General features: G+C 64.6%; 1 protein-coding gene. It reads left to right on the forward strand.

Annotated elements, in window-relative coordinates:
• Positions 1-122: 122 nt before the first annotated feature.
• The gene (locus IAG41_RS22845) at positions 123-1,130 is read left to right on the forward strand and encodes an IS110 family transposase (RefSeq protein ID WP_316251215.1); all 1,008 of its coding nucleotides are present in this window, start codon (positions 123-125) and stop codon (positions 1,128-1,130) included.
• Positions 1,131-1,366: the final 236 nt, after the last annotated feature.

A 1,366-nucleotide genomic window follows, 5' to 3' on the forward strand; every position in this document is an offset into this window, starting at 1 on the left:
ATGTGTGGACCTCGGGTAATCGCGGTGGGCGAGTCGAGTTATCGATAGTGCCGCGATCCGGGCGCTGTGCCCGGTGGTAAGCACCATCGGAGGGTTCGATGCCGCACTCAGTAGGTTTGGATGTGTCACAGAAGACCACGGCGATCTGCGTGGTCGATGCCGAAGGGCGGCGGGTCTGGAGGGGAGCCTGCCCGACGGATCCTGGTCAGATCTCGCAGCTCATCTTCAAGCACGCAGGCACTGACGCGAAGTTGGGTGTCGAGACCGGTGCGATGACGCCGTGGCTTGTACACGGACTGCGCGCCGCTGGTCTTCACGTTGCCGTCTTGGACGCCCGCCGGGTGAAGGCGGCGCTGCAGATGAGGTTGAACAAGACCGACCAAAATGATGCGGAAGGGCTGGCGCAGGTGGTGCGGACAGGCTGGTACCGCTCTGTCCACGTCAAGTCGCTGGATGCCCATCAGGCGCGATCCCTTCTTGGTGCGCGAGCCCAACTCGTCGGCATGAGGACGCGGCTCTCCAACATGGTGCGCGGCGTGCTTAAGACCTTTGGTCTGCTCCCGGGCGCGGACCGCGGCCTTAGGTTCGACCGCCGTGTCGAGGCGATGATCGAGGATGTCCCAGAGGTCGCATTGATCGTGCGACCGCTACTTGTCACCTGGAGGCAGCTTGGCGAGCAGATCGCAGTCTTTGATGCCGTCGTCCAACGCCGGGTACGGGCTGATGCGACCTGTCGGTTGCTGATGACGGTGCCCGGCATCGGCGCCCTTTCGGCGCTCGCCTTCGTCAGCACGATCGAAGATCCCGGGCGCTTCTCGCGCTCCCGATCCGTCGGCGCTCATCTCGGCCTCACGCCGCGGCGCTACCAATCGGGCGAGATCGACCGAAGCGGGCACATCTCCGGGTGTGGCGACGTCCTGGCGCGTACGCTTATGTACGAGGCTGCCATCGTGATCCTCCACCGGGTAAAGCGAGCGCTGCACCTGAAGGATTGGGCACTGGCGATCGCCGAGCGAGCTGGGCCAGGCAAGGCGCGGGTGGCCCTGGCGCGAAAGCTGTCGGTGATCCTGCACAGTGTGTGGCGTTCCGGTGAGCCGTTCCGCTGGGAGCCAACCGCACTCGCCGCTTAAATGCCAGATCATCCGGCGCGAGCCGGATGTACATGTCGCCTCGGGCGAGGTGCGGGCGACTGCGCGGTTGGGGCCATGGGCACGTGATCTAACGTCAGCCCGTTGTGGACCTTGCAGCGCCCGCGCTTTTCCGACCGGACCAGATGCTGCGGCGGCTTATGCCGACCGCGAAGAGAACCATGACCCGGAAGGCGACAAAGAAGAAGTTGACGAAGGAGGCGCGATTAGAGAACGGC

This window comes from Sphingomonas sp. JC676, assembly GCF_014489075.1.
Classification (GTDB): domain Bacteria; phylum Pseudomonadota; class Alphaproteobacteria; order Sphingomonadales; family Sphingomonadaceae; genus Sphingomonas.